This window comes from Lentibacillus populi (genome assembly GCA_014642895.1).
Lineage (GTDB): Bacteria > Bacillota > Bacilli > Bacillales > Amphibacillaceae > Lentibacillus_C > Lentibacillus_C populi.
Window position 1 is genome coordinate 179,109 of record BMJD01000001.1, and the last position, 22,617, is coordinate 201,725.

Here is a 22,617-nt window from a genome sequence, read left to right on the forward strand (position 1 = left end):
CGTATGACAGAATCAAAATGGCTTTACGAAATTATTCTTATTATTTATGGTCTTAGTTTAGTCGGATACTTTATTGATTTTATTCAGCATAACCGGAGGGTAAATAAAATTGCCTTCTGGTTACTTAGTATGGTTTGGGTTATACAAACCGTATCTCTGTTAAGCGAAATACTTTTTAAAGCGACGTTTCCTGTATTTACAATCTATGACAGTCTTTTCTTTTATTCATGGGTGCTCGTCACTTTCTCGCTAGTAATTAATAAATTATTTTCCATACATTTCATTGTGTTTTTTACAAATGTATTCGGATTTTTTATCTTATTATTATACATTTCAACAAAAGCACAGGAATCAATCGGGCAGCGCGGAATTGAATTGGTTAACGAGCTTTTGATCGCCCACATTACGTTGGCAATCATATCGTACGGATTTTTTACAATTTCTTTTTTGTTATCGATCATGTATATTGTTCAATATCGGTTTTTAAAACAAAAGAAAGGGTTAAAGTGGATGTGGCGTTTTGGCGATTTAAAACGGCTTGACATCTATTCCTTTATGGCTGTCACATTGGGTGTACCGCTTCTCTTAATTGCAATAATATTAGGTTTTGTCTGGGCAAAGGTGGCAGGCGCCGAGTTTTACTGGTTTGATTTAAAAACGATCGGTTCGCTGTTTGTCCTTTTTATTTATATTCTCTATTTGCTTTTGCGGCTGATAAAAGGGTATCAAGGTAAAGCAATATCAGTTTATAATACCGCGGCCTTTTTGATATTATTAGTTAATTTCTTTCTGTCGAGTATCTTATCGAATTTTCATTTTGGATCATAGGAGGATATGATAATGCGTAAAATTGTTGTTGGGTCCAGAAAAAGTAATCTGGCGCTAACGCAGACGGAGTGGGTTATCGAGCAATTAAAAAAATCAGGTGTGCAAAATGAATTTGAAATCAGGAAAATCGTTACGCGAGGAGACCGTATTCTGGAGGTCACATTGTCAAAGGTTGGCGGCAAGGGCTTATTTGTAAAAGAAATTGAGCAAGCCATGTATGATAAGGAAATTGATTTTGCTGTTCATAGTATGAAGGACATGCCGGCTAAGCTTCCCGAGGGACTGATAATAGGTTCCATCCCGGTTCGTGAGGATCATCGGGATGCTTATATCGCAAAAAATCATCTCCCACTAACCGATTTACCAGAAGGTGCAATTGTTGGGACAAGCAGTTTACGCCGGGCCGCACAGGTTTTGGCAGTAAGACCGGATGTTACAATCAAATCGATACGAGGTAATATTGAAACACGCCTGCGTAAATTGGAAGAGGAAGATTACGATGCTATTATTCTGGCAGCAGCCGGACTGAAACGGATGGGCTGGAGCGAGGATTTGATCACCGAATATTTGGATCCCGATATGTGTGTACCGGCAGTAGGACAGGGTGCGCTGGCGATTGAGTGTCGGGAGGAGGATCAGGAAGTAAGAGATTTATTGCAAAAATTAAACGATGAATATACGACAAAAACAGTAACAGCAGAACGAACCTTTTTACATTTACTCGAGGGCGGCTGCCAAATACCAATTGCCGGTTATGCACATTTGGCAGGAGAGGAAGTAGTCTTAATTGCTTTAGTCGCTACAGCAAATGGCAAAACGGTTTTAAAAGAAGTTGTCCGTGGTACCGACCCAGTCGCAGTGGGCAAGGAAGCATCCGAAAGATTGATCAAACGGGGAGCAAAGGATATCGTTGAAGATGTAAAAGAGGAGCTTGACGAGTAATGCCTTTTTCATTGCATGGAAAACGTATTTTAATTACCCGGGAGAAAAATCAGGCGAAGGAGCTATCTGAAAAGGTTAGCCAATTCGGCGGGCAGCCGATTGAAGCCCCACTTTTAAAAATTACATGTAAAAAAGAAGCAGGACATATGGAAATGCTGGAAAATTTACCTATGTATCGCTGGATATTTTTCACCAGTGCAAATGGTGTGCGCTGCTTTTTTCAAATCATGAGCGAAAATAACGTTTCGTACAATCTGTTAGAAAAAACGAAGCTTGCAGTGGTCGGTCATAAAACAGAGGATGCACTGAAAAAGTACGGTTATGCGGCTGAATTCATTCCCTCCACCTATAATGCGGCTGTGATGGCGGAAGAGATCTTGACTCGTTTTCCTTCCATTAGTCCAGTTCTGCTTATCAGGGGGAACCGGTCACGTCAGGTGCTGCCAGAGCAATTGGCTGAAAACAATATTTCCTTTGATATAATAGAAGTGTATGAAACCATTTTTAATCAGACGATTAAAGATAGATTAAATGAATTGATCAGCAATCATCAATTTGACATGATTACATTCACAAGTCCCTCAACAGTGGAAGCATTTATCGAAATGAATGAGGCCCATAAAGAAGAAGTAAAAAAAGTTCCGTGTGCCTGCATTGGAACAACGACCGAACAGAAAGCGAAGTGGTACGGATTCACGAATACGATCGTACCGGAGCAATTCACGATTGAAGGTATGGTAGAAAAAATGTGTACGTATATTTCCCAGAAAGGATAGATTGACATGACTGAAACATTACAGTTTAAACGCCATCGCCGGCTGCGTTCGTCAAAAGCGATGCGTGATTTAGTAAGAGAAAACCAAGTAAATAAAGATGATTTAATATACCCGTTATTTGTTGTCGAAGGGGAGCATGTTAAAAACGAGGTACCGTCCATGCCCGGCGTTTTTCAGCTTTCCTTGGATTATCTGGCTGCTGAAATGGCTGAATTACAAGCGCTTGGCATTAAAGCCGTTATCCTCTTTGGTGTGCCAAATGAAAAAGATGAATTAGGTACAGGTGCATTCGTTGATCAAGGGATTGTCCAAAAGGCAATTCGCGAAATTAAAGATAAGGCACCGGAAATGCTTGTCATTGCGGATACATGTTTATGTGAATTCACTTCACATGGGCATTGTGGTGTTATCCATCATGAAGATGTTGCAAATGATGAATCACTTGAGTTATTGGCGAAAACAGCATTATCACAGGCAAAGGCAGGAGCGGATATTATTGCACCGTCTAATATGATGGATGGTTTTGTTGCGGCGATCCGGCGTGCATTGGATGAAGCAGGGTTCAAGAATATTCCGATCATGTCCTATGCAGTAAAATATGCCTCTGCATTTTATGGACCATTCCGTGATGCTGCAGACAGTGCCCCACAATTCGGTGACCGCAAAACTTATCAAATGGACCCGGCAAATCGACTGGAGGCATTAAGGGAAGCGGAATCGGATATGGAAGAGGGAGCAGACTTTCTTATCGTAAAACCGGCAATGTCCTACCTTGATATTGTCCGTGATGTCCGAAATCAATTTAATGCGCCAATTGTTGCATACAATGTCAGCGGGGAATATTCCATGGTTAAAGCGGCGGCACAAAATGGCTGGATTAATGAACGAGAATTAGTCATGGAAAAATTAACGGCGATGAAACGTGCTGGTGCGGATTTAATCATTACGTATTTTTCTAAAGATGTAGCGAAGTGGCTGGCTGAATAATACTATTTAGATGGGGTGATAAAATGAATTTTGATACGTCAATTGATGCCTACAAAGAAGCGGTTGACCTGATGCCTGGCGGAGTCAATTCCCCTGTTCGGGCCTTCAAGTCGGTTGGGATGTCCCCGATTTTTATGGATCGTGGCAAAGGATCGAAAATAATCGATATCGACGGTAATGAGTATATTGATTACGTCTTAAGCTGGGGCCCGCTCATTTTAGGACATGCAGATGATCGTGTTGTGGAAAAATTGAAGGAAACAGCTGAAAAAGGGACTAGTTTTGGTGCACCAACAGTGCTGGAAAATAAATTGGCCCAGCTGGTGATTGATCGTGTACCATCGATTGAAATGGTACGAATGGTGAACTCCGGTACTGAAGCAACGATGAGTGCATTACGACTTGCCAGAGGTTATACTGGCCGCGATAAAATTCTCAAATTTGAGGGTTGTTACCATGGGCATGGCGATTCTTTATTGATTAAAGCTGGGTCTGGTGTCGCTACGCTAGGATTACCTGATTCTCCCGGTGTTCCGGAGTCAATTGCGCAAAACACGATTACTGTTCCCTATAATGATGTAGAAAGTTTACGGTTGGCTTTTGCGAACTACGGTGATGAAATTGCCGCGGTAATCGTTGAACCTGTTTCCGGAAACATGGGTGTTGTGCCACCACAGGAAAACTTTTTACAAGAATTGAGAAAAATCACGGACGCCAATAGTACACTGCTAATCTTTGATGAAGTCATGACCGGCTTCCGGGTCGGCTACCATTGTGCACAAGGTTATTTTGGTGTTACTCCCGATTTAACCTGTCTAGGAAAAGTAATTGGCGGTGGCTTGCCAGTCGGTGCTTTCGGAGGAAAAAGAGAAATAATGGAAAGTATTGCACCTACAGGAACCATTTATCAAGCGGGAACGTTATCGGGTAACCCGTTAGCAATGACTGCTGGTTACGAGACATTAAATGCCATGAACGAGAATGAATACGAAAAACTGAATCAGAAAATAGATCGTTTAGTCGAAGGATATAAACAAGCTGCGATTGACTTTTCGATTCCATTGCATATTAATCGTGCAGGATCAATGGTTGGCGTCTTCTTCACGAACGAACCAGTTATTAATTATGAAACTGCGAGGCTCTCCAATCTGGATTACTTTGCGCAATATTATCGTGCCATGGCTGAGGAAGGAATCTTTTTACCACCATCACAATTTGAAGGATTATTCCTTTCAACAGCACATACGGATCAAGATATTGAAAAAACGATCCTAGCAGTAAGGAATGCATTTGCAAAAATAAAAAAATGAGTTAAAGAGCTGCTCTTGAATGGGTAGCTCTTTTCTTTATGGCTCCCGTGCAGATTATCTCCGCTTTGCTTTTTCCCTCTTAACATCGCGCCAATGTTTTTCTTAGCATATCTTTATATCCTTTTTCATATAGTGAAGTAAGACATATTAGTAGATTGGATATATATGTTGAAGGGAGGAAGTCATTTGTCAAATGATCATGTTTTTAGTTTTGAGTTAAATGAGTCCCTTTATTTTGAAAGGGGACAGGAAGTCGCGGAGATGCGGGGGATTGCGTTAGATCCGGAAATTTCCATTCAAGCATTTAATGAGTATATTTCGATCAGGGGAGTTATCGAACTTCGTGGAGAATATGTCAAGACAGATAGTGTAACCCAGGATGATACAGTTGAATTTGAGGATGATTATCATGCGAGGCGTTTCGTAGAGCGGGTTGTTGATACAGAAGAGGGGGGGACTGAATTTTCCCATCGGTTTCCGGTAGAAATTTCCGTGCCGACTTATCGGGTAGATGATTTAGATGATGTAACGGTTAGTATTGATTCGTTTGATTATGAATTACCAAGCGAAAATCAGCTTAAATTTGTTTCAACCATTGCAATCCACGGTATTAGTGAGCAAGATGAGAGGCCAAGTGATAATTCGACGGAGACAGACTACCAATTTGTAGACTCGAACGATCATACATTTAATTTCGACATAAAAGAGAGTCCTGATTTGGAGCTTCCGGAGGAGTCAGAATCAATTGGTTATACCGACACGCCGATACTATCTGCCGGTCAGGATGAAACCGCATCACCCGATCGATGGAAAAGTAAAAAGTCGCAAAGCTTTACGGAATTTTTTAAAAAGGAGCCAGATCCCGAGCCGGATCCGTCGGTTGAGGAAAGCTCACATATGGAATCCAGTCATTATGCTTCAGTGGAATCTGCTAATTTTGTGGAGTCCAATGATGTTTATGAAAGTAGTCGGGAAAGCTCTCAAAGCTACGAAAGTCATGCAAGCTACGAAAGCCCTGAAAGTACAGTGATTGAAGAAAGCAGTAAAAGTACCGAAAGGCCGGAAATTCATGAGAGTGGGGAAAGCCGTGAAGATGAGGTAGCAGATGTTCGGTATTTATCTGACATGTTCCGTGATGACGAAGAGCATTTTTCCAGGATGCGGGTATGCATTGTTCAGGAAAAGGATACATTGGAAACAATTGCCGACCGGTACAAAATTACAACATTGCAATTAATAAAACAAAACCGGCTGCAGGATGAAACGCTATCAGAAGGGCAGGTATTATATATTCCAGTTAAGAAAAAGTAATGCGTGACATACCCCTTGCATATGGTGCCAAGGGGTCTAATTTTTTAATAGTGGAGCTGTTTTCAATGGATAGAGTTAAGAAGGTATTGGCGTCTTATCGAATTCATCCGGTTACGGTTGAACAAAAAACAGAAAATCTTTACCGGATATGGGATGGAAAACATTATTTTGCCCTTAAGGAAAGCAGGATGACAGACGAAACGATATCCGGCTGGGAAAATGTTTACCACCAGGCGTACAGACAAAATTTATCAGCGATTCTTCCGGTGTACGTAACCGAACAAGGAAGCCTATATAGTAAAGACGACCAATCGTTTTATTATATGACACCATGGCTTCCGATTAAAAATATAACGGAGCAGAAACAACAGATAGAGCGATTGTATCAAACTTCAGGAACCATTCATGCTATAACAAAACAGTCATTACCCATGGAGCAGGAGAAGGTCATGAACAACTTTAAGCGATACAGGACAAACCTTGCAAAAAACAGATCCGAATTATTGTCAACTGTGGAGAGGTTTGAAAAAAACCGTTATATGTCGCCTGTTGAATTGCTGGTTTGTACCCAATTCCGTGATCTTGATTTCGTGTTGCGGGTATTACAAGATCAGGTTGATCGATTTATCGATGACATAAAGCAAGAGTCCGATTGGCAATACAGTTTATGTCATGGCCAGCTTGACTTTTCCCATGTTATTTTTGCTCATCAAACCTATTTGCTAAACTGGGAAAGGGCGCACCACGATAATGCAACAAGTGATTTGGCAAACTTGTTTACTAATGTGGTGACCGATTATGATGATCCGATGGATGATCTTATTGAATTGTTTCCTGTCTATCTCAAAGAAAATAAGCTGACGGAGACCGAATTATCTTTGCTTGCCATTTATTTATTAGACCCAACGGAGTACATAACACGATTAGGGCAATATCGCAAAAACCCATCGGAATATCCACAGGTTGATCAGGTAGTGCAATTACAGCGTTGTCACCGGAAATTATCATTTGCAGTAAAATGGACGGAAAATGTTGATATATGGCTGGAATCAGATGATGAGCAGGAAAGCTAAATCCATTCTAAATAAAATGCGATAAATAACCCCACAATAATACCCAGCAGGAAAACATCGAACGTTGTCGGGAAGAACAGTGTACGACATAATTGAAAAATCAGGATAGGCAAGGTACATTTTTCAATCACAAACAAACAGTTTCGTGCCCATGGTGGAAGTCTGTAACGATAATAGCGAGCCATAGCAATCACCTCTTTTGAACACTTTTTCGATAGATAAGAAAGTATAAAAATCAGCTCTATTCTGTTCATACCAGAGTAGGCCACGTCCGGCTCCAGCGCCCAGCGGCTAGTATGCAACACCCGCCTCCGTACGATAAGTCAACATCGGTTTGGGTAGGAAGGTAGGCCGACTAAGAACGGGCTTTGCGCCCAACGTCGGCATACCCCTATGAAGGGGCATGTTTCCTTTATCTCCTACGGTTGTTTGTTCGGTTAAAACCGCTGCTTTGCGCAGCAACACCGAACCACCCTGCTTGGCAGGGCGCAGCATATACGCGGGCCTGCAGGATGCAGGTCATGCCGACGTTGGCACAGGACGTGCCGGTTTTAGTCGGCCTTCCCTAACCGGGCGCTTGCGCCTTTGTTCTCAACTTTAATATAATATATGTATAATCCAAGCTGTTTTGTGCAATAGGTATAATTAATATTGCTTTTTTCGCCTTTTACCAGTAAAATAATGAATAACAAAATGAAATGCGATGATAGGGAAGAGTACAGGATAATCGCCTAAAAAGAGAGGGAAATAGTTAGCTGAGAATTTCCCAGGAAAGATTACCTGGAAGGTCGCCCTTGATGCAGCTTTTTTGAATTTGGGAACAAACGTGCACTAGCTTGATGCTGGATATGCCTTATAATCCAGGTGCATATATTTGTTTATTCCCCAAAATTAGAGAAAGCCGGATCTTGTCCGTTATCAAGGCCGAGTGTACAAGAGTTTGCTTGTAAACAAAGGTGGTACCACGGAAATCTATCCTTTTCGTCCTTTACTGGATGAAAGGGATTTTTTGTTTTCTGAAAAGGTCAGTTCAAAAGGAGGAGTAATTTATGAGTAAAGATCAAGGGTCATCATTACCACCGAAGTATAACCCGCAGGAAATTGAGAAGGGGCGTTACCAATTTTGGATTGATGGCAAGTTTTTTGAAGCAACCGGAGATGAAACGAAAGAACCGTATACGATCGTCATTCCGCCGCCTAACGTAACAGGAAAATTGCATTTGGGGCATGCGTGGGATACAACCATGCAGGACACGGTTTCGCGGATGAAACGGATGCAAGGCTATGATGTGTTATGGTTACCTGGGATGGACCATGCAGGAATTGCTACGCAGGCTAAGGTAGAGGCAAAGCTTAAGGAACAAGGGAAAAGCCGTTATGATTGTGGCCGTGAGAAATTCATCGAGACGGTATGGGAATGGAAGGAAGAATATGCTGATTTCATCCGAAAACAATGGGAAAAGCTTGGCCTTGGCCTTGATTATTCAAGGGAACGGTTCACAATGGATGATGGGTTATCAGATGCGGTTCGCGAAGTTTTCGTTACCCTTTATGAAAAAGGATTGATTTACCGGGGAGAATATATTATTAACTGGGACCCGCAAACGAAAACAGCACTTTCCGATATCGAGGTTATTTATCAGGAATTACAGGGACATTTTTATCATTTTCGTTACCCGTTGAAGGATAGCGACGAATCTATTGAGATTGCCACGACACGTCCGGAAACCATGCTTGGGGATACGGCTATTGCCGTTCATCCAGATGATGAACGTTATCAGCATTTGATCGGTCGGAAAGTAATTTTGCCTATTGTCGGTCGAGAAATCGAGATTGTAGCGGATGATTATGTAGATATGGAATTTGGTTCGGGAGCGGTAAAAATTACCCCGGCACATGACCCAAATGACTTTGAAGTAGGAAATCGCCATAACCTGGAACGCATTCTCGTGATGAACGAAGACGGAACAATGAATGAAAATGCAGGTAAATATGAAGGAATGGACCGTTTTGCATGCCGGAAGCAAATTGTAAAAGATCTGCAGGATTCTGGCGTTTTATTTAAGATTGAAGATCATACCCACCAGGTTGGCCATTCTGAGCGAAGTGGTGCTGTGGTTGAACCGTATTTGTCAACGCAATGGTTTGTCGATATGCAGCCACTAGCTGATGCAGCAGTTGCATTACAAAACAGTGAAGAAAAGGTCAATTTTGTACCAGAACGTTTTGAACGAACTTATTTGCATTGGATGGACAATATTCGTGATTGGTGTATCTCTCGTCAGCTATGGTGGGGCCACCGTATTCCAGCATGGTATCATAAAGAGACAGGGGAAGTATATGTTGGAAGAGAGGCACCTGAAGATGTAGAAAACTGGGATCAGGATGAGGATGTTCTAGATACTTGGTTTTCATCCGGGCTCTGGCCATTTTCAACCATGGGCTGGCCAGATACAGATTCGGAGGATTTTAAGCGTTATTTTCCTACCGATGTACTTGTAACTGGTTATGATATTATTTTCTTCTGGGTTGCACGCATGATTTTCCAATCAAAGGAGTTTACCGGGCATCGCCCATTTAAAGATGTGCTGATTCATGGCTTGATTCGTGATGCAGAAGGACGCAAGATGAGTAAATCGCTTGGTAATGGTGTCGATCCAATGGATGTTATCGACAAATACGGTGCCGACTCATTACGCTACTTTTTACTAACAGGCTCATCCCCAGGGCAGGATTTACGTTTTTATTGGGATAAAGTAGAGGCAACGTGGAACTTTGCCAATAAGGTATGGAATGCATCCCGTTTTTCGTTGATGAACATGGCGGACTTTTCGTATGAGGATATTGATTTAACTGGTGAATTGTCACTGGCTGATAAATGGATTCTAACCAGGCTGAATGAAACAATTGAACAGGTTACGAAAAACACCAACAAATATGAATTTGGTGAAGCCGGCCGTCATTTGTATAATTTTATATGGGATGAATTATGTGACTGGTATATTGAAATGGCAAAGATTCCACTATATGGTGATGATGAAGCGAAAAAGCAAACAACGAGATCGGTTCTTGCCTACGTTCTCGATAATACGATGCGGATGCTGCACCCGTATATGCCGTTTATAACAGAGGAAATCTGGCAGGCTCTGCCACATCAGGGTCCATCGATTACCGTAGCGAAATGGCCAGAATTCCGGGGTGATTTTCATGATGAAAAAGCATCGCAAGAGATGAAGCGGCTCGTATCGATTATTAAAGCAGTGCGAAATATTAGGGCAGAGGTGAATACACCGATGTCCAAACCAATCAGCTTGTACATTCAAACGGAGGATGAAGCTGTGTTAAAGGAATTGGAAAATGAACGTGAATACTTGCAGCGTTTCTGTAATCCAAGTGAACTTCTGATCGCTGGCAAAATAGATGTTCCGGAAAAAGCCATGTCGGCCGTTGTTACTGGTGCTGAACTGTTTTTGCCATTAGAAGGGTTAATCGACTTCGATAAGGAAATCAAGCGGCTGGAAAGTGAGTTGGACAAATGGAACAAAGAAGTGGAACGTGTCCAGAAAAAACTGGCTAACGAAGGTTTTGTAAAAAAAGCACCACAAATAGTTGTAGATGAAGAGAAGCAAAAAGAGCAGGATTATCTGGAAAAGCAGGCTAAGGTAAAAGCACGATTAAGTGAATTAAAAGGATAACGAAAAAGCGGAATTCCATCATAAAATGGAGTTCCGCTTATATTTGTTTCGTGCTAATCTGTTGTTTTATATGTTCCGTGTATTTTTCTAATATATTTATATCACTGACAGCACTTAGTGTACGTGAGCCGACGACATCCTCGATTTCATTAAAAAGCAGTTTTCCATTCTTATCTAGTAAAAAGTCAATCCCAACCATATCAAATTCAAAATGTTGCACGATCTTATTGATTATTGCTGTTTCCTCAGGCTTTAAGGAATACCATTTCGCTGAGCCACCAAGTTTATAGTTCGCCCGAAAATCGGTATTGCTTTCTCTAATTACGGCGCCAACAATTTCTTTGCCGACCACGAATACCCGAACATCTTTTCCGAGTGAAACATTACAGGCCTGAATAACGATGTCGGTTGCCGCAATGGCTGATTTTCGCTTGCCCCACTCCGCTTGATTACGAATGAGATAAACCTGCTTACCTCCTCTGCCAAGAGCCTCCTTTACCACAAGGGGATAGGTAATTGGCGGCTGTGATGGCAGATTATCGGTTTTTAGAAAAAAGGTATCTACCATCGGAATTCCAAGGGAATTGATATGATGATGGGTTAATGCTTTATTATTGCATATCACCGCAATCCTGGATGAATTAAACACGGGTACGCCGAGTGCTTCCAGATGCAGACTTAATAATGGCTCTATTGTCCGAATAACAGCGAAGTCCGGCAATTTTACTTGTTTCTTGTTGTACAGGACAGTTCGCTGATTGCTGGCAATACCGATTGTCAGATCTTCCCGGAAAATAAGCCTGAGTGACATATCTTTTTGCCCAGCTTCTTCGATAAACCACTGAATATATGCTTCATTCTGGACAGCATCTTTTTTACTGTATAGCAGCCAACCGCTATATTTCATCACGATCGCCCCTCATTCGTCAACGTTTCGCTAATATAGCGGATGATAAAATCGGCAGCATTAATGTGCGTACAGTCGTACATATTGCGGATATGAGCGTTCGAGTTAATTTCACAGATGATTGGTGTATGGTCCGGTCCGAATAATAGATCCACCCCGGCAAAATCGGCACCAATCGCTTTCGTTGCTGCTACGGCGATTTTCCGTTCGATCGCTGATGGCTGGTATGCCTCCATCGTACCGCCAGCTGTTACATTCGCCCGGAAATCATTCGAGGCATACCGGGTCATTGCTGCAACGACGTGATCACCAACAACTTGCAGCCGCATGTCTTTTCCTGAACTTGCTGCAATAAATTCCTGAAATACAAATGGTCGCTCCTGAATTTCCCTTACCTTATCCATCATCTCCTTTTCGGTATGAACCAAATAGACTTGTTCACCAAAAGATCCAAAGGCTTCCTTTATTATCATGGGAAATCCTAATTGATCAATGATAGAGCGAATATTTTCCAATTCAACGGTCGCTGATCCTGGGAAAATCTTGGGAGCAGCTATGGTCTTCGGGATTGGCAGATGATGCTGGGCTAAAACCTGATAAGTGGCAATTTTATCATCACTAATGGCAATCGCGTTTGCCGGATTAAATACACGAATCCCCAGCAATTCCAATTGTCTTGCCAAATAAATATCCTTGTCGGTAAAAATGACGAAATCGGGTAAACTATTTCCGCCTATTAGTGAAAGCCGCCGATCGTCAAGATATGTAAGTAAATCATTATTTTTGTACAAATTCGTTTCGATTCCTTGTTTTTGCGCAGCCTCATGGAACCATTCCGCAAAATCAAGGAACTTATTTCCAGATAAATGGCCATTATAAATAATCCATCCGTTTACGTTCACAAGTATGTTCCTTTCTATGTACCAGTTTAGTATTTTTCGGTCAATATTCCTGCTATAATAAGGGTATATTTTTTGCACTTTAAGAACTATAGATTTTTTAGGGTTATAGTATCAGAAAAACTTCAGCATCCGCTATTATGGACGAGGCGAATGCCAAGTTTTTTCAAGAAAAGCGGTGTACATATGTTTGACAATTTTCAGCAAGCGACAGTATTTTTTGCAAACAGGAAAATGTTCGGGATCAAACCGGGACTTGATCGAATGCACCGATTGTTGCAGTTGCTTGATTGCCCGCAACATAAGTTAAAAGCAGTCCATGTTGCCGGTACAAACGGAAAAGGATCAACTATTCATTATTTAAAAGCTGCATTACAAGCAAATGGCAATCGCGTTGGTGTCTTTACCTCTCCAAGCCCTATTGGGTTAACCGGTCATATATTATTCGATGACCAGCCGATCTCTGAGACAGCCTTTGTACATTTATTAAATGAGATGTATCCTGTCATCCAAAAACTCGATAGCATGAATAATCATCCTACTGAATTTGAAATTATTACAGCAATGGCCTTTGTTTATTTTGCTGATCAGGTCGATATAGCACTAATTGAAACGGGAATGGGTGGCAGGGAAGATACGACAAATTGCTTTACCCCCATTATTTCTATTATAACAAATGTAACACGGGATCATATGGCTTTTTTAGGAAATACCGTAAAAGAAATCGCCTTTCATAAAGCGGGAATTATTAAACAAGACAGACCTGTTGTCATTGGTGATATGAACCCGGAAGCATTTGCAGTTATCGAACAAGAGGCATATAGAAATAACGCCCGTATTTATCAATTCGCGCAAGATTTTACAACTACGAGTATGGGACAGGTAGAAAACAACCAACATTTTATGTGGTCCTGTAGCGGTAAAAAAATGACCGTTTCTTTAAAAATGAGGGGGAAACATCAGGAAATCAATGCATCGGTTGCAATAATGGCGTTATCGTTACTTAAGATGCATGGTTACCCCGTTTCCTGGGACAAAGCAATAGCCGCGATTGGCAGGTCACAGCTGGCAGGGCGGTTCGAGCTCATTTCTGACAATCCGTCCGTTATTATTGATGGAGCACATAATGTAGCTGGTATTCAGTCGTTCATTCGAACAGTTTTGCGTCATTATCCAGATCGGGAAAGACATCTGATTTTTGCGGGCTTTAAAGATAAAGAATTAACAATGATGCTGAATCTGTTATGTGACCACTTTGCATCGATCACAATTACAACATTCGATCATCCGAGAGCAATAAATGCGGAATCGTTATACCGGGCAGTCTCATGCAGGAATAAATTGCTAGAACCAGACTGGCATCATGCGGTTAAGCAAATTTGCAACGAAACGGCTCGGCGGGATAAAGTTTTTTTTATTACAGGGTCGTTGCATTTTATTCTGCAAGTCAGGAAATATTTTAGGGGAAAATAGGTATTATGGTCAGAGAGGAAATAAAGTCGCTGTTCATGAGGATTTACACACTATAACAATAGAAGATGGGTCCTTATTCTTTTTTCCATGTTATAGTACTTGTTCAAACTCTCGCCGCTTATCATTTGGTGACTTTTTGAACATCCTTGTACAGCCTTCACTTTTGACATTTCTTGAAAAATTATGTTGAACGTTTTTTTTACAAGAGTGACAAAACTCGTCTTACTTTGCAGTTTAGCTGTGCTAGAGTTAAAAAAAGAAGCAGCAAAGTGAGGGGAGAACGTGAGCAAAAAGAAACCAATAGTCATATGGATGAACGGAAAAAAAACAAAGATTGGACAAGATATGACCAATGAAAAAAGACCATTTCATGATGAACAGGCTTCAGCATTGGAGGATTCAGAAAAAAATGAACAGGTTCCAACTTTTGATCGTTATCACTCCCTGGATGACAAGTATGATCACTACGGAAAGGCTAAAAAAAGAACCGGAAACTATAAAACAATTATTATTTCTGCAGTATCGGCTGTACTGATCGGTATATGTCTAGGTATTATTATGTTGCATATGTTTGATGGAGTTGGTCACGAAGCAAACAGCGGAATGGATAACAGCGGACTGGCCGATACAAGCTCCGTGAGTAATAATACGGACGACAAGTCTGATCAGAATGGTTCCAGTTATTCGGTGGAACAATTAAACGCCTTTGTGTTGCAGGCTGGTATTTTTTCATCTAAGGAAAATGCCGCAGAATGGTCCGGGAAATTTAAAAATGCCGGGTTTCCAACGGTAATTTGGAAACGGGACGGTCAGTTTTTTCTTCTGGCAGGTATTGCCGATACAAAAGAACAAGCAGATCTGTTTTCTGCTGAATTCACCGATTTCGAAATTTACGCAAAGGAATGGAATACCAAAAAAACGGAAATAAAGGTAACTGCCAAAGAACATGAATGGCTCCAGTCCTTTACTGACCTGTGGCGTGATTCTGTTAAAAAAGTTGGTGCAGGTGAGGCGTTATCGGCCGACGCATGGCAAAAATTAGTCAATGGTTTTCCAAAAAAGGGAGAAGGCATAGCACCATTTCATAAGCAGTTAACGAAGTCGCTTCAGCAGATGGAAGAAGGAAATGCTGTGAGCGGTCAAGTATTCCTTTTGGAGCAATGGTCGCAATATGAAGAACTGATCCTGAGTAAATAAATACGGACGGTAGACGATAGCGTCAATAAGCCGTTTTGCTGCTATTATCGTAGATCAGAAAACAGGTATTTTGCAAATACCTGTTTTTACATTTTAACGATTAAATGAGGCCGCAAAATCCATTTTTCCTCTAAGAGAAAATTGGATTTTAGTAGAGAAAAAGCAGCTGAAAATACTATTTTACCAGTTTGTCGAAAAAGGCCATAACCGCTACTATGGAAATTACGAAAACAAGGAGGGGAAAATAATGGCAACATCATCCATCATGATTAAGGACGTGCCGAAAGCAGATCGGCCGCGCGAACGCTTATTAACGTTTGGAGCGGGCCATTTATCAAATCAAGAGCTGTTTGCAATTTTACTTGGAAGCGGCACGAAAGAGGAATCGGTTATGGCATTGTCACAACGTTTATTAACACATTTTGAAGGATTGAAGTTATTGAAGGATGCTACAATAGAGGAGCTTACAGCGATCAAGGGAATTGGCACCGCAAAGGGAGTTTTACTGCTATCGGCAATTGAACTGGGAAAGCGGATGAATCAGTATAAGCCGGACGATCGTTACATTATCCGTTCACCAGAAGATGGAGCGGATTACATTATGGAAGAGATGCGAGGGCTTAGCCAGGAGCACTTCGTTGTATTATTCCTCAACACCAAAAATCAGATTGTTCATCGGCAAACGATTTTTGTTGGCAGTTTGAATGCTTCCATTGTCCACCCTCGTGAAATCTACCGGGAAGCAGTAAAACGGTCAGCTGCATCAATCATCTGTGCCCATAATCATCCTTCAGGCGATCCTTCCCCATCACAGGAAGATATTCATGTAACAAGACGGTTAGTCGAGTCCGGGAAAATGATTGGCATTGAACTGTTGGATCATCTCGTTATCGGCGATCGTAAATTTGTATCACTGAAAGAAAAAGGTTATTTATAAGTGAAATCTCATTATAACACTATCTATTTTTTTATTTTTTTCGTATAATATGATAGACAACCGACAAATTGGCGCCATTTTTCAATCTGATTATTGAAATTGGCGCTTATTATAATTTGTAATAAGAAAAGCGCAAGCGCCCGTTTAGCAACGTACAAACTGGAGCGCTCCGCAATGAGATAAAGGAAACATGCCCCTGCAAAAGGGGTAGACGTGAGTTGGGCGCAAAGCCCGTTCTTAGTCGGCCTTCCTTCCTACCCGAACCGATGTTGACTTATCGTAGTGAAGGAGTGTGAAGTTTGCTAGTTGCTGGGCGCTGGAGCTGGACGTGGCCCCTTTCGACTATCCAGTTATCCACGGCGTATAAATTTTATAGTTTCCTAGTAGACAATAAAAAAAGCTACTTATGAAGGATAATAAATGTTAAAATATAAGGGTTGGATTACATTGCAATATGTAGAATAAATCGATATAGTTAAGCTACATACAACTTACGAGTGGTTATTTTGGAAAGGAAGATTTTTTTGGGAAGATTTAGCTTGTCACAAGATTTGGGAATAGACTTAGGCACTGCGAACACACTTGTTTTTGTTAAAGGTAAAGGCGTTGTTCTAAGGGAACCATCGGTCGTTGCGAAAAATGTTATTACCGGGGATGTTGAGGCGGTTGGGAGTTCAGCTCGAAATATGATTGGCAGAACGCCGGGGAATATTTCAGTTATTCGGCCAATGAAAGATGGCGTCATTGCTGATTATGATACGACGGCTGTAATGATGAAATATTATATCAAAAAGGCAATGCGTAAACGATCTGCATTTGCCAAGAAACCAAATGTGATGATCTGCGTTCCATCAGGGATTACAATGGTTGAGGAGCGGGCAGTGATCGATGCTACAAAGCAAGCGGGTGCAAAGGATGCATTTCCGATTGCAGAACCATTTGCAGCTGCAATCGGCTCAGGGCTGCCTGTTTGGGAACCGACGGGAAGCATGATTGTTGATATTGGCGGTGGTACCACAGAAGTAGCAGTCATTTCGTTAGGAGGCATCGTTACCAGCCAGTCTATTCGGATTGCTGGTGATAATATGGATGAGTCTATTACACAATATGTCCGAAAAACATATAATTTGATGATCGGTGAGCGATCAGCTGAATCGATTAAGTTGGATATTGGAACAGCTGGTGAGGTTGCAGAAAATGAAGAACTGGATATTCGTGGACGGGATATGCTGACAGGACTGCCCAAGACCATCACGATAACAGCGCAGGAGATTGCCGAATCACTGGCTGACACGGTGGAAGAAATAATCAATGCCGTGAAATACACGCTGGAAAAAACACCTCCAGAACTTGCAGCGGATATTATGGATCGTGGCATCGTCCTTACAGGTGGCGGTTCCCTTTTACGGAATATAGATCAAGTGATAAGTGATGAGACGAAGATGCCTGTATTTGTAGCTGAAGATGCGTTGGACAGTGTCGCAATCGGAACAGGTAAATCATTAGAATACATTCAGCATTTCCGCAACCATCCGAATGTATCGACTCGTCCTACTGTAGAATAAGGTTGTGTTTTTATGCAGTTTCGAAAAAAAAGGTTATTTATTATTCTAATTGGGTTTATCATCCTTGTTGCCTTGATTGGCTATTCACTCAGGGATAGGGAAAATTTATCTACCCCTGAACAATTTATTAAGGACTCTGTTGGATGGGTGCAGAGTGTGATACATGCCCCGGTTAAATTTATGACTGATATATTTACAAACATTGATGATTTAAAAAATACGTACGAGGAAAATCAACTGTTAAAAGAAAAGTTATCGGAATATAAAGGCTTGATTTATGAGGTTCAGGAAATTAAAGAAGAAAATGAGGAGCTTCGAAAAACATTAAAAAAGACAGAATCATTGCGGGATTTTAATCCTATACAAGCAACGGTTATGTCGCGTACACCGGAACGCTGGGTTGACCAGGTAACGATTAATAAAGGAATGCAAGCCGGTGTTAAACAAAATATGGCTGTAATAACCGGTGATGGAATGATTGGGAAAGTACAGTCTGTATCCCAGTTTTCATCAACCGTTCAACTGCTTACCGGGTTTGATCAGTTCAATCGTATTTCAGCAACCATTTCACGCAAGGACGGGAAAGATATTTTTGGATTAATTGAAGAATTTGATGAAGAAAGCAATTCACTATTGTTTAAAATTATCGAGGAATCGGATAAAGACCTAAAAAAAGGAGAATTGGTTGTTTCATCCGGGATGGGCGGCGTCTTTCCTGAAGGTCTGCCAATTGGAACGGTTAAGGAAGTAGTTCCGGATCAGTATGGGCTAACCCGTACAGCACTAATTAAACCGGCAGCCAATATGTATGAAATAAATCATGTAATAGTGGTGGATCGTGATCTTACTGACAGTGATGAAGCCAAAAGTGATCTGGAGGGTAAAGAATAATGAAGCGATTATTTTTGCCTCTGATTCTTTTTCTGATTGTGATTCTGGAAGGTGTATCACTGGAATTATTGCCGACCCGCCTAGTAACCGGAGAATTACTAATTATTCCGCACTGGCCCCTTGTCTTTTTAGTGTGTATCTCGATTTTTTATGATAAAGAGAATACATATACATCTGTCTTCTATGCGATTATATTTGGAATGCTGATTGACGTTGTGTATACAGGAATTCTCGGCGTCTACATGTTCACATATGCATTGGTTATTTACATTGTACGCGGATTGAAAAAACTATTGCATGCCAATTTTTATGTAACACTTTTATTGGGATTTCTTGGAATTGCGATGGCAGACTTTATCATTTATATCATTTTTTCAGTAATTGACCTGGCGGATATGACACTTGTTCATTACTTGGTTTACCGGTTACTACCAAGCATTTTGGCAAATCTGCTATTTTTACTGGTGTTGTATCCATTGGTAAGAAAACCACTTATAAAATGGGGCGATGAGCAATTGCACAGCTGATCAAATTGTCTTGTAAATGGGATTAATGAGGTGAACATATCGTGCGTGAGAATAAGCAATTGATAACGATTAAAGGGACAAGGGACGGTCTTACACTGTTTATCGACGACTCGTGCTCATTTGAAGATGCGTTCATCGAGTTAAACGAAAAACTTATTGAGCATCATGCAAGTAGGGAGGAGCCAAGGGTACCTGTGACGATAAAACTCGGCAACCGCTATTTGGATTTGGAACAGACAACACGCTTACAGGAATTAATTGAGCGAGATAGTCATTTTTATGCTCAGGAATTTGAATCAAATGTCATACAAAAGCAAGAAGCTCTTTTGTGGAAAGAAGAAAGTGAAGTAAAGGCTTTAACTAGAATAATAAGATCTGGACAAGTCCTGGAAGTAAAAGGTGATCTGCTTTTGGTTGGTGATGTAAACCCGGGAGGCAAGGTTGTCTCAACAGGCAATATTTACATTATGGGCAATCTGCGAGGTATTGCCCATGCCGGGTCAGATGGTGATCGAAATGCTATTATTGCGGCATCCTACATGAAGCCCAGCCAACTCCGAATAGCAGATTATATCAGCCGTGCCCCAGACTATGAATCTGATGGTGTGTACATGGAATGTGGTCTCATTGATGAAGAGAAGGATAAAATTGTTATTGATCGACTACAAGTTCTTTCACATAGACGAAAAGATTTAAGCGGGTTTGAAAGGAGAATGCTAAATGGGTGAGGCAATCGTCATTACTTCCGGTAAAGGCGGGGTTGGAAAAACGACTTCGACCGCCAATATTGGTACAGCCCTGGCTTTAATGGAGAAGAAGGTTTGTTTGATTGATACAGACATAGGCTTACGTAACCTTGACGTTGTGATGGGACTGGAAAATCGGATTATCTATGACATTGTCGATGTTATCGAAGGACGCTGTAAGTTAAAGCAGGCACTGATAAAGGATAAACGCTTTGATTGCTTAGCCTTGCTGCCAGCGTCACAGACAAGCGATAAGTCTGTAGGTACGACGGAACATATGAAAAAAATTATCACGGAATTAAAACAAGAATATGATTACATCATTATTGATTGTCCTGCAGGTATTGAACAAGGGTTTCAAAATGCTGTGGCAGGAGCTGATAAAGCAATCGTTATTACCACACCAGAAAAATCAAGTGTAAGAGATGCTGACCGGATTATCGGACTGCTGGAAAACAAAGAAATAGAAGATCCGAAATTAGTAATTAACCGCATTCGCAACCATATGATGAAAAGTGGTGACATGTATGACGTTGATGAAATTCTGCAAATTTTATCAATTGATTTAATCGGAATTGTGATTGACGATGATGAGGTAATTAAAGCTTCGCATAAAGGTGAACCTGTAGCATTTCATCCAAATTCAAAAGCCTCCATCAGCTACCGCAATATTGCTAGAAGAATTTTGGGTGAAACCGTTCCTTTACAATCGTTAGAGAATGAAAAAGGAGTGTTTCAAAAAGTTAAGAAATTCTTTGGCATCCGATCATAAACATCTGAAAAAATGCAATGGGATGATTATCTCCCGTTGCATTTTTAACATAACTTGTCCTTCCTTCACATACAATTGTAAAAAAGTCTGATGAAGGAATGAGGATCATGGATAAAGGTGTTAAACAAGTTCGGAAATCGATCGCACAACGTAAAAATCAGCGTTTCCTGAACACCAAAGAGCTCCCCCGACAAAATCTGCACCCCAACTTACCACAAGAAGAGGAAAAGCACGGGTACTTCCCGGCCTTTCCAGATGATACCGGACAGAGTAATGATCCGAATCGGGGCAGGTTAATTTCCGGAATGATGTTGAAGGGTGTATTATCGGTCATATTATTTTTTGGTGCAGCATTTTTATTCCAGACTAATGCGGAAATTTTCCGTAAACCAGCAGAACTGGCAACCACTGCTTTAACCAAGGAGTTTCCCTTTGCGCGGGTTAACCAATGGTATCAGGAAACATTTGGATCTCCTTTGGCATTTGCACCAAAAGATAAGCAGAAAACAAGACATGATCAAGCATTGGCGCTTCCGGTTAACGGAAAACTTGCTGAGTCCTTTCAGGCGAATGGCTCAGGAATCATGATTGCACCACAGGACACGGCTGATGTATTTGTATTACGTGACGGGGTGGTTATTTTTGCCGGTAATGACCGGGAAACAGATAAAACAGTTGTGGTACAGCATGCTGACGGCAGCACATCAACATACGGCTACTTGGACTCCATTAATGTTCATTTATACCAATATGTTGAAGGCAATCAGCGACTTGGAGAATTTGTTCCGGATGAAGCTAATAAAACGGTATTTTTTGCTATTGAAAAGGATAACAAATACGTTGATCCCGTACAGGTAATTAAAGTCGATGACGGTCCATAAGTATTTGCCAGCCGTTCATATTCACCCAATTCTCCTGGTATTTATCGCAATTTCCTTCTTTACAGGTACATTTGTGGAATTATTTGTTATTTTATCGATTGTGTTATTACATGAGTTTGGCCATTATACGATGGCGCTGCTCTATAAATGGCGGATTAGAAGCATTATGTTATGGATATTTGGTGGCGTGATGGATACGGACGAGCATGGTAACAGGCCGTTACGGGAGGAAATGCTCGTTACAATTGCCGGGCCGTTTCAGAATATCATCCTCTATGGGATCATATTTGTCGTTTCTGCGGGTGAGGTACTCCCCCCGTCCATCATAACCATGCTATTACATTATAATACTTTGATTTTACTTTTTAATTTGTTGCCAATATGGCCGCTTGATGGCGGGAAATTTTTATTTCTATTGCTCTCATCCTTATTGCCATATCAGAAAGCATATCATTCCGTAATTATCGTATCCTTGCTTGCGTGTACAAGCCTTTTGCTGTTGCAGCTGTTCGTGTTTCCTTTTACCTTAAGTTCCTTCTTGCTCATTCTCTTTTTGCTAAAAGAAAATAGAATGGATTGGAAGCAGCGGTATTATGTGTTTATGCGTTTTTTATTAAATCGATATCAGGGGAGCCCGCCAGTAAAGGGGATACGTTCCATCGTTGTACCGTATGACTGTACATTAATGGATGTGTTTGCACATTTCCATCGGGAAAAGAGGCATTCCATCTATATTCAATTTCCGGAAAATCAACGAAAACTAATCGAAGAAAACGATTGTTTGCAGCGTTTTTTTTACGATAAGCAATATAATAAACCTATCGGTGAAATTGCCCGTTATAGTTGAAATACTTGATTTGGACACTTGACAACTAATAGGTAAACATGCTAACATCAATA

At 41.1% G+C, this 22,617-nt stretch carries 21 protein-coding genes and 1 other annotated feature; of the genes, 18 read left to right on the forward strand and 3 right to left on the reverse strand.

Going from position 1 to position 22,617, the window contains the following annotated elements; all coding sequences use genetic code 11:
• Nucleotides 1–3 precede the first annotated feature (3 nt).
• The 7 genes from IEX12_RS00900 (at nucleotide 4) to IEX12_RS00930 (ending at nucleotide 7,227) form a co-directional block, all read left to right on the forward strand.
• The gene (locus tag IEX12_RS00900; RefSeq protein WP_102415060.1) at nucleotides 4–828 is read left to right on the forward strand and encodes a cytochrome C assembly family protein; all 825 of its coding nucleotides are present in this window, start codon (nucleotides 4–6) and stop codon (nucleotides 826–828) included.
• Between the two features lie 12 nt (nucleotides 829–840).
• A complete protein-coding gene (gene hemC, locus IEX12_RS00905) occupies nucleotides 841–1,770 on the forward strand; it encodes a hydroxymethylbilane synthase (RefSeq protein WP_102415061.1) in 930 nt (309 codons plus the stop codon).
• Nucleotides 1,770–2,546, forward strand: a complete 777-nt coding sequence (locus IEX12_RS00910) for a uroporphyrinogen-III synthase (protein WP_088050784.1) — start codon at nucleotides 1,770–1,772, stop codon at nucleotides 2,544–2,546. The genes hemC and IEX12_RS00910 overlap by 1 nt, the downstream gene beginning before the upstream one ends.
• A 6-nt stretch (nucleotides 2,547–2,552) precedes the next feature.
• Nucleotides 2,553–3,533, forward strand: coding sequence for a porphobilinogen synthase (hemB, locus tag IEX12_RS00915; RefSeq protein WP_188724560.1), 981 nt, complete (start codon nucleotides 2,553–2,555; stop codon nucleotides 3,531–3,533).
• 23 nt (nucleotides 3,534–3,556) lie between these two features.
• Nucleotides 3,557–4,843, forward strand: a complete 1,287-nt coding sequence (gene hemL / locus IEX12_RS00920) for a glutamate-1-semialdehyde 2,1-aminomutase (RefSeq protein WP_102415062.1) — start codon at nucleotides 3,557–3,559, stop codon at nucleotides 4,841–4,843.
• A 186-nt stretch (nucleotides 4,844–5,029) separates the two neighbouring features.
• Entirely contained in the window at nucleotides 5,030–6,154 is a 1,125-nt protein-coding gene (gene spoVID / locus IEX12_RS00925; protein WP_159457779.1) for a stage VI sporulation protein D, read from the forward strand.
• A gap of 65 nt (nucleotides 6,155–6,219) precedes the next feature.
• The gene (locus IEX12_RS00930) at nucleotides 6,220–7,227 is read left to right on the forward strand and encodes a phosphotransferase (RefSeq protein ID WP_159457778.1); all 1,008 of its coding nucleotides are present in this window, start codon (nucleotides 6,220–6,222) and stop codon (nucleotides 7,225–7,227) included.
• Here the strand turns inward: IEX12_RS00930 and IEX12_RS00935 are convergent.
• Nucleotides 7,224–7,412: a YszA family small membrane protein gene (locus IEX12_RS00935; RefSeq protein ID WP_088050779.1), complete on the reverse strand. Its 189-nt coding sequence runs from the start codon at nucleotides 7,410–7,412 to the stop codon at nucleotides 7,224–7,226. The genes IEX12_RS00930 and IEX12_RS00935 overlap by 4 nt on opposite strands.
• A 509-nt stretch (nucleotides 7,413–7,921) precedes the next feature.
• Nucleotides 7,922–8,219 (forward strand) — a binding site (T-box leader).
• Between the two features lie 57 nt (nucleotides 8,220–8,276).
• On the opposite strand from IEX12_RS00935, the gene IEX12_RS00940 reads away from it, so the two are divergent.
• Entirely contained in the window at nucleotides 8,277–10,922 is a 2,646-nt protein-coding gene (locus tag IEX12_RS00940; protein ID WP_088050778.1) for a valine--tRNA ligase, read from the forward strand.
• 37 nt (nucleotides 10,923–10,959) lie between these two features.
• On the opposite strand, the gene IEX12_RS00945 is transcribed toward IEX12_RS00940, so the two are convergent.
• Nucleotides 10,960–11,829, reverse strand: coding sequence for an ATP-grasp domain-containing protein (locus IEX12_RS00945; protein ID WP_088050777.1), 870 nt, complete (start codon nucleotides 11,827–11,829; stop codon nucleotides 10,960–10,962).
• Entirely contained in the window at nucleotides 11,829–12,731 is a 903-nt protein-coding gene (locus tag IEX12_RS00950) for an ATP-grasp domain-containing protein (RefSeq protein ID WP_188724561.1), read from the reverse strand. The genes IEX12_RS00945 and IEX12_RS00950 overlap by 1 nt, the downstream gene beginning before the upstream one ends.
• Before the next feature lie 150 nt (nucleotides 12,732–12,881).
• Here IEX12_RS00950 and IEX12_RS00955 point away from each other — a divergent pair, with 150 nt between their 5' ends.
• The 10 genes from IEX12_RS00955 to IEX12_RS01000 all read left to right on the forward strand — a co-directional run bounded on the left by IEX12_RS00955 (nucleotide 12,882) and on the right by IEX12_RS01000 (nucleotide 22,564).
• Nucleotides 12,882–14,201, forward strand: a complete 1,320-nt coding sequence (locus IEX12_RS00955) for a bifunctional folylpolyglutamate synthase/dihydrofolate synthase (protein WP_286170790.1) — start codon at nucleotides 12,882–12,884, stop codon at nucleotides 14,199–14,201.
• Between the two features lie 282 nt (nucleotides 14,202–14,483).
• A complete protein-coding gene (locus IEX12_RS00960) occupies nucleotides 14,484–15,398 on the forward strand; it encodes an SPOR domain-containing protein (RefSeq protein WP_140392723.1) in 915 nt (304 codons plus the stop codon).
• Nucleotides 15,399–15,645: 247 nt separating this feature from the next.
• Nucleotides 15,646–16,335 carry a RadC family protein gene (gene radC / locus IEX12_RS00965; protein WP_088050774.1) on the forward strand — a complete coding sequence of 230 codons (690 nt, stop codon included), beginning with the start codon at nucleotides 15,646–15,648 and terminating at the stop codon, nucleotides 16,333–16,335.
• 524 nt (nucleotides 16,336–16,859) lie between these two features.
• The gene (locus IEX12_RS00970; RefSeq protein WP_088050773.1) at nucleotides 16,860–17,900 is read left to right on the forward strand and encodes a rod shape-determining protein; all 1,041 of its coding nucleotides are present in this window, start codon (nucleotides 16,860–16,862) and stop codon (nucleotides 17,898–17,900) included.
• Nucleotides 17,901–17,912: 12 nt separating this feature from the next.
• On the forward strand, nucleotides 17,913–18,791 hold the full coding sequence (gene mreC, locus IEX12_RS00975) for a rod shape-determining protein MreC (RefSeq protein ID WP_088050772.1): 879 nt from the start codon (nucleotides 17,913–17,915) through the stop codon (nucleotides 18,789–18,791).
• Nucleotides 18,791–19,318: a rod shape-determining protein MreD gene (gene mreD, locus IEX12_RS00980; RefSeq protein ID WP_088050771.1), complete on the forward strand. Its 528-nt coding sequence runs from the start codon at nucleotides 18,791–18,793 to the stop codon at nucleotides 19,316–19,318. Before mreC ends, mreD begins: the two co-directional genes overlap by 1 nt.
• 41 nt (nucleotides 19,319–19,359) lie before the next feature.
• Nucleotides 19,360–20,046, forward strand: a complete 687-nt coding sequence (gene minC, locus IEX12_RS00985) for a septum site-determining protein MinC (protein ID WP_088050770.1) — start codon at nucleotides 19,360–19,362, stop codon at nucleotides 20,044–20,046.
• On the forward strand, nucleotides 20,039–20,836 hold the full coding sequence (minD, locus tag IEX12_RS00990) for a septum site-determining protein MinD (RefSeq protein ID WP_088050769.1): 798 nt from the start codon (nucleotides 20,039–20,041) through the stop codon (nucleotides 20,834–20,836). The genes minC and minD overlap by 8 nt, the downstream gene beginning before the upstream one ends.
• Before the next feature lie 107 nt (nucleotides 20,837–20,943).
• On the forward strand, nucleotides 20,944–21,717 hold the full coding sequence (locus tag IEX12_RS00995) for a M23 family metallopeptidase (RefSeq protein ID WP_088050768.1): 774 nt from the start codon (nucleotides 20,944–20,946) through the stop codon (nucleotides 21,715–21,717).
• A complete protein-coding gene (locus tag IEX12_RS01000) occupies nucleotides 21,704–22,564 on the forward strand; it encodes a site-2 protease family protein (protein WP_102415065.1) in 861 nt (286 codons plus the stop codon). The genes IEX12_RS00995 and IEX12_RS01000 overlap by 14 nt, the downstream gene beginning before the upstream one ends.
• Nucleotides 22,565–22,617: the final 53 nt, after the last annotated feature.